Origin of the sequence: Bacillus sp. JJ1609 (assembly GCF_036967045.1) — a bacterium.
In the GTDB taxonomy this organism is placed as follows: domain Bacteria; phylum Bacillota; class Bacilli; order Bacillales; family Cytobacillaceae; genus Mesobacillus.
Map to the genome: position 1 here is coordinate 133439 of NZ_JBALSS010000008.1, position 7187 is coordinate 140625.

Annotated in this window: 6 protein-coding genes; 1 reads left to right on the plus strand and 5 read right to left on the minus strand. The window is 41.8% G+C overall.

The window, feature by feature from the left end:
* Positions 1–36: 36 nt before the first annotated feature.
* From V7654_RS09405 to V7654_RS09415, 3 genes are all read right to left on the minus strand, one after another.
* A complete protein-coding gene (locus V7654_RS09405; RefSeq protein WP_335430084.1) occupies positions 37–1593 on the minus strand; it encodes a fatty acid--CoA ligase family protein in 1557 nt (518 codons plus the stop codon).
* Between the two features lie 174 nt (positions 1594–1767).
* Complete coding sequence (locus V7654_RS09410) at positions 1768–2757, minus strand: lipoate--protein ligase (protein ID WP_335430085.1); 990 nt, start codon at positions 2755–2757, stop codon at positions 1768–1770.
* A 14-nt stretch (positions 2758–2771) separates the two neighbouring features.
* Positions 2772–3506 (minus strand): MBL fold metallo-hydrolase, encoded by a 735-nt coding sequence (locus V7654_RS09415; protein ID WP_335430086.1) that lies wholly within the window; start codon positions 3504–3506, stop codon positions 2772–2774.
* 172 nt (positions 3507–3678) lie between these two features.
* Here V7654_RS09415 and yhfH point away from each other — a divergent pair, with 172 nt between their 5' ends.
* Positions 3679–3813, plus strand: coding sequence for a protein YhfH (gene yhfH / locus V7654_RS09420; RefSeq protein WP_335430087.1), 135 nt, complete (start codon positions 3679–3681; stop codon positions 3811–3813).
* 122 nt (positions 3814–3935) lie between these two features.
* Here yhfH and V7654_RS09425 read toward each other — a convergent pair whose 3' ends face one another.
* Both V7654_RS09425 and V7654_RS09430 read right to left on the minus strand, forming a co-directional pair.
* On the minus strand, positions 3936–6137 hold the full coding sequence (locus V7654_RS09425; protein ID WP_335430088.1) for a YhgE/Pip domain-containing protein: 2202 nt from the start codon (positions 6135–6137) through the stop codon (positions 3936–3938).
* Positions 6138–6210: 73 nt separating this feature from the next.
* Positions 6211–6783, minus strand: a complete 573-nt coding sequence (locus V7654_RS09430; protein ID WP_335430089.1) for a TetR/AcrR family transcriptional regulator — start codon at positions 6781–6783, stop codon at positions 6211–6213.
* Positions 6784–7187: the final 404 nt, after the last annotated feature.

Here is a 7187-nt window from a genome sequence, read left to right on the forward strand (position 1 = left end):
AAAAGAGGCGAGCTTGGAAGCCTGCCTCTCTCGAATTTATTGACCCTGTAAAACTTGATTTTTCAATGCTCTTCTTAAAATTTTGCCGGTTGTATTCTTAGGCAGTTCTTCCAAGAACTCGATTGCACTTGGCACTTTGTATTTAGCCATATGCTCACGGCAATATTCGAGCAGCTGCTCTTCTGTCAGGTCTGGATTCTTGCTGACAACGTAGCATCTGACTGCTTCGCCCAAATTAGGGTCTGGTACCCCCAGGACGGCAACCTCGACAACATCAGGATGGTTATACAAGGCCTCTTCGACTTCACGAGGATACACATTGTACCCACCGACAATGATCATATCTTTTTTGCGGTCGACGATATAAAAATAGCCTTCATCGTCCATGCGCGCAAGGTCTCCAGTATAAAGCCAGCCGTCTTTAATTGTTGCAGCTGTCTCTTCAGGCATTTTATAGTAGCCTGCCATAACATTTGGTCCACGAACAATCAATTCGCCAACTTCTCCTGGAGCAACTTCTTCCCCTAGTTCATTTACAACCTTGTTTTCTACATTGATAATCGAAGTGCCAATCGAACCGGCCTTGCGAGGGCGGTCAAGAGGATTGAAACATGTCACTGGTGAAGCCTCGGACAGTCCATACCCTTCGGAGACCATCACGTTGAATTTTCTTTCGAAATTATGCAGCAATGCTACAGGAAGTGATGCTCCACCGGAAATGCACAGTCTCAAGGATTTTAAATCATCTGGGTTTCCTTCTGGATACTGGTATAAGAAATTGTACATCGTAGGTACACCAGCAAATACACTTGCCTCATATTTCTTAGCAATTCTGAAAACCTCTGCCGGACTGAAGCGAGGAACGATTAACAAAGTTCCTCCATTCATTAATGGTGCATTCAATGCAACTGTCAAACAAAATACATGGAACATAGGCAATGCAGTAATGACACGATCATCCTCATTCATTTTAAGGTAATCGCTTACATCTTTCGCATTGCTGTAAAGGTTCTTGTGTGAAAGCATGGCACCCTTTGGTTTTCCTGTTGTTCCAGAGGTATAAAGAATGATGGCGACATCGTCATCATTAAGCTCTGGTCCTTTATATCCGTGATCACCAGAACCGACGACATGTGTAAACGGTTTCATTTTTGAACCTAATGACAACTTGGAAATTTCCTCTTCTGGCATTTGGCTCTGACCTGTTTCGCAAATGATGAAATTCTCTACCTTAGGCAGGTGGTGATGCATTTTTTCAGCCAAAGGCAGCATCAGGTCCAGTCCAACAACGGCTTTAACATCCCCGTTGTTCAGAATATAGCCAATTTCATCTGCAGTATAAATGGGATTGATGGGAATAACTGTTGCACCGAGCCGGAGAGCTCCGTACAAGCTGATGACAAAATGTGGAGAGTTTCCTAACAGCAGCGCGATATGATCGCCTTTTTTCACCCCTAATTTTTCAAGGCCCGAAGCAAACTTGGTAACAGTGGCATCGAGTTCAGCATATGTACTTGCCTTGTCCATGAAAAAATATGCCGGCTTTTCGCCAAGCATTGAGGCAGTGTGATGAAGCTGTGATGAAAGATTCATTAACTCCCTTCCCCCTTTGCGGTGATGTAATTATCACCAAACTCGTAAAAAGTTTTCTAAATATATTATATTGAAAGAAAATTATGTATTCAAGAAAAATGTGCTGACATTTCCATCAATTTAACTTAAGTAAATAAAAAAACGCGATGTCAAAGACATTGCGTTTCTTCATGCTCAATAAATTAAATTAATGAAATCTTCCTTAGAAACATTTCCGAAATAATGTTTGATATCCATCTCTTCTAAAGCTGCCGCTATTTGTGATTTCTCATATTTTAAGCCTGTGAGCTTAGCCTCAATTTCGTTCACATCGCCGACACCAAAGAAATCTCCATATATTTTGCAGTTTTCAATGATTCCTTTGTTCACCTCAAAGCGTACATCGATTTGGCCGACAGGGAAACGATGAGAATGTTGAAGATTGAATTTCGGTGACTTCCCATAGTTCCATTCCCAGTTCTGATATCTTTCTTTTGAAAGTTCATGGATATTCTCCCAGTCCTTTTCCGTTAAGATATATTCTGGAACTTCCTCCATCCCTTCAAAGATATTTTTTAATAGAAGGTTCCGGAACTCTTCAATTGTCACTTTTTCAGAAAGAAACTCAGAAATGTTGGCCACACGGCTCCGTATGGATTTAATGCCTTTTGATTCGATTTTATCTTTTTTCACGTTAAGAGCTGAAACAACACTATCAATTTCTGAATCGAATAATAAGGTTCCATGGCTGAACATTCTGCCCCTTGTAGAGAACTGGGCATTTCCTGAAATTTTTCTTCCTGCAGCGAGAAGGTCATTCCTGCCGCTTAATTCAGCGTCCACACCTAATTTTCTCAAAGCATTGACGACTGGCTCTGTAAACTTTCTGAAGTTATGAAAGCTTTCTCCGTCATCCTTTGTAATGAAGCTGAAATTCAGGTTACCTAAATCATGGTAAACAGCGCCTCCGCCTGATAGTCGGCGAACAATGTGGATGCCATTCTTCTCGACATACGCTGTATTGATTTCTTCAATTGTGTTCTGGTTTTTGCCGATGATGATGGACGGTTCGTTTATATAAAACAAAAGATATGTTTCGTTTATATCTAGATTTTTCAAGGCATATTCTTCTATCGCCAGGTTTATTCTTGGATCTGTGATTCCTTGATTATCGATAAATAGCATAGTTGATTCTCCTTTTATAATGTAAGCTCCAGCCCTTCTTTTGCCAGTGAAATTGGGCCTTCATATAGTGTCAATGCCTCAGTAACAAGCTGTTCCAATTCTCCATAATGAGGAAGGTGGGTCAGTACGAGCTGTTTAACCCCTGCTTCTTGAGCGAGCCTTCCATTATCATAGCTGTTCATATGACCCGCTCCCTTCCCATCCTGGCTGCCGTAAAAATTGCACTCGGACAACAGCAAATCTGCACCTTTAGCAAAGGAAATGAAATCTTGCTTGTATGATGTGTCGGCCGTATAAACAAGGGATTTCCCTCCTGCTTCAATTCTCATCGCATAGCATGGCACTGGATGGACCGCGGTCATGAAAGTAATAGTAAAAGGACCAATCTCCAGCTTTTTCTTAGGGTCGTAAGCTACGCCCTTTGTGATGTTTTTATATGTAAGCTTCGCGAATTCCTGCTTGTCCTGTGTATGGCCATAAATAGGAAGCTGCGGCGATTTTTTTCCTAAAAATCCTTGGATAAGTCTTGCGTGCTGGAACACACCGATATCTGCCACATGATCAGGATGGTAATGTGACAGCACCATTGCATCCAGCTCTTCTGGCTGTACAAAGTTTTGGAGTTTCGCCAGGACACCGCTGCCAAAATCTATCATAAGTTTAAAGCCGTCATGCTCCAGCAAATATCCAGTGCTTGCCTCGTTAACCTTAGGATATCCGCCCCAGCACCCTACTATTGTGAGCTTCAATAATATTCCTCCTTTAATCCCGTGTTTGCTTTCACTATACTTCATTTTGCCCATTTTTTCATTTAAACGGTATTTTTCAGAAAACAATCATTGACGATTCCAAACTGTTATAATACAATTTAATCAATAAGACATCTGTATCAAAACACTTTAATACTTGGAGGCGAACAGCATGATTGAAAATATCGTTGAATTCTTTCGTAATTTACCTCAGAAACAATGCATGGAGTGTGGAGAACCAATAAAAGAACAGCACGAATGTTATGGGAATAAGTGCGATGGATGCTTGCATCCTGGGAAACTATAAAACTTAAATTATTTTCCTTTCCGGTTGTAATACAACCCCTTTCAGCAGTTTTTGAGAGCAAATGAAAGGCCAGCTCGTTCATTTTGAACGGCTGGCCTTTTTTAAAATGCTATAAAAAACGTCTATTTTTCTGCAGAAATGGCAAATCGCCTCTTATGCATGAGATGGAAGTAGAACCACGTTCCCATAGACAATGCAGCAATATACGCTCCGAGGATTCCGGCATTTTGCCACATGAAGCCGATATCCCCGCTGGAAATGACGGCTTTGAAGCCTTGTACTGAATACGTCATTGGCAAAAACGCATTGAACTTCTGCAGGAATCCTGGTATTAATTCCAATGGGAATGTTCCAGCACTTGTTGTAAGTTGTAAGATCAAGATGACAATTGCCACAAATCGTCCTGGATCCCCCAATAAAGTAACAAGGAATTGGACCAGGGTGATAAATGTCAGACTTGTTATTATGGAAAAGAGAAGGTAGAGCGGAAGGCTCGTAACCTGCAAACCTAATCCTCCAAGCAATATGGCATCAGCGATCAATGCCTGAATAATCCCTATTCCAGCTAAAATCACAAACTTACTCCTGAACCAGCTGAAGCCGCTTGATGGCACCCCTGCAGGTTCTCTTAACGGAAAGACAATTGACAGCAGCAATGCACCGACAAAAAGTCCTAAAGATAAAAAGTAAGGCGCGAAACCTGTTCCATAATTTGGAACTTTGTTGATCTTCTCATTATCCAATTTAACAGGAGCAGCAAGCATATTATACGTATCATCAGAAGGATTGACCTTCGCTTTTTCTGCACCTTCTTTAAGCTTATCGGCGAGTTCCGTTGTGCCAGCCGCTACTTTCCCATTCCCTTCAGCAAGCCTTTCGGCACCTGATGACAGCTTACCAGTTCCATCAGCCATTGCAGATGATCCTGCTGCAAGCTGGTCCATGCCTCCCGCAAGCTTCGTTGATCCAGCAGAAAGCTTATCTGATCCAGCTTTAGCTTCGGCAAGCTTTTCACCAAACATGACCATCCCGGAATTAAACTGTTCCTGTCCAGCAGCTAGTTTATTGGCTCCTTCTTGAAGCTGTGCTCCTCCTGATGAAAGAGTCTCAAATCCTTTACCCAGCTGTGATTGACCCTGAGCTAATTGATCCAGACCACCAGTAAGCTGCTGTGCTCCTCCTGCAAGGGCACCAGCGGAATCTGAAAGAGTTCCTGTCCCTTGAGCAAGCTGGGCACTTCCTGCTTCCAATTTTTGCAATGCTTCTGCAAGTTGTTTCTCCTTATCTGGATAAGCAGCTAAAAGCGGCTGCATCATTTGCATTTGTTTCTGCAGCTCCTGAATGCCTGAATGCAGCTCATTTGCTCCTGCAGCTGCATGATCTGAGCCCTTTTTCCAGGCAAGCATATTTTGTGACAGCTGCTCAGAGCCCTGTTTGAGCTTGGATGTACCGTCCTCCATGGCAGGAAGCTTGCTGTTAGCTTCTTGTAAACCGGCAGCTAACTTTGATGCGCCTGCGGACAATTCCTTTTCACCTGCAAGGATTTCCCCGGATGCGGCTTCTAGCTTCTTATGCCCAGTTTCCAGCTGTCCCAGTCCTCCAGCAAGGGAATTTGCCCCATTAGCAACTTCTTTGATACCTGACTTGGCCGACAGCATGCCATTGTTGAACTCAACAGATTTGCCGGCGAGCACAGAAAGATTTTCATAAAGCTCACTTGAACCATTTTTTAACTTCCCTGCACCATCCTTTAATTCTGATGCGCCTTCACTAGCCTGATCCAATCCGTCAGCCAGTTCACCTATTTTATCAAACATTGTTTCTGCATAAGTTTCAGACACCTTCTCAGATACAGAGGCTTTAATTCTTTCAGCTGCCGTTTCACCGATTTGAGCAGAAAGAAAGTTAAAGCTTTCATTCGGCATGTAAATGAGTTCAAGTTTTTTTGGAGTGTCATCCAGCAATGTGGTAGCATTTTCGGAGAAATTCTCAGGAATTTTAATGAGCATATAATACTTTTGCTCTTTTAACCCTTTTTCTCCGTCTGCTTTATCTACAAAATCAAAACTAAAGTCTTTGCTTTCCTGTAGTTTCTCAACCAAATTATCCCCAAGCTCCAGTTGTTCCCCTTCGATCATCGCTCCTGAATCCTCATTGACAATAGCAACTGGCAAATCAGATAGATGTTCATAAGGATCCCAAAAGGCCCACAGGAACATTCCGCTGTATAGAACCGGGATGAAAATCACAGCTAAAATTGGGATCAGCAGCTTCTTATTGCGAAATACCGCTAACAATTCCTGTTGCAATAGTTTGTTTTTCATTGTTGTCCTCCTCTTGGTAATAAATGACCATTTCGTTCATTCGGTCAATCGACTCCATAAAACAAGGATTATCCTATATAGACAATCCTTTGAAAATGTAAAACTCAAACAGCTGTGAGATTTCTTCCTTTTCCAGCGGTTTGTGTTTTTTCTCCCAGTCAAATATTAAGGCAATATAGAGTTTCATCATGATAAACGCCGTCATTTCGGGATCGCACTCTTTAATCTCCTTTTTTTGAACAGCCAGGACGACCTTATCCTTAATATAGTTGATAATGGCTGTTTCCATTTTTGCCATCACTTCCAATACTGCCGGTGTCCCTAGATCTCTCGCTTCCTGGGAAAGCTTGATCGTCAGCTGGTGTTCTTTACGGAACTCAAGGAGCTTATACAGCGCCCGATGAACGTTTTCGTAAAATGAATGAGACGGATCTACTGATTCGTCTGCAACCCGCTTCATTTCCTTGATAAGCCTGTTAACGATCTCATCGAAAAGTTCCTCCTTGTTCTTGAAAAAGGTATATATCGTTCCTTTTCCAACGTTGGCCATTTTAGCAACCTGGTCAATGGTTGTAGCTTTATAGCCATAGAGAGAAAATGAATTGGATGCTGCATCAATGATTTGCTGTTTTCGGTCGATTGCCATGATTACACCTCTCTACGAATAAAAATGACCAAATGAGAGAATTGGTCAATTCGTTCAATAGATACTTTATCACATATTATTTTGCTTTACAACATTAAAATAGTTGTTTTGTTTCTTAGCTTGTGGAGTTTTATGATTTCTATTGATTCCCATAGTTATGAGCGTGAAATAAAAGCCATTTAGATTCGTGAAACAATTTCAAAAAAGGAGGTACTTTACTAAACGTTTGCTGTTTTGTTTATAAACAAATCGATGACTAGAGCGGTAAGTGCTAGGCTCCAGTGGGACACATGGCCTGTTGGATAACTTAATGAGCAAAAACTGGAATAAGTGGGCGCCGAAAAGACGTCTTGGGTACCTGAATAGTACAAAAAATGGTAAAAGAGGGCTCCAATAAGGCCTCT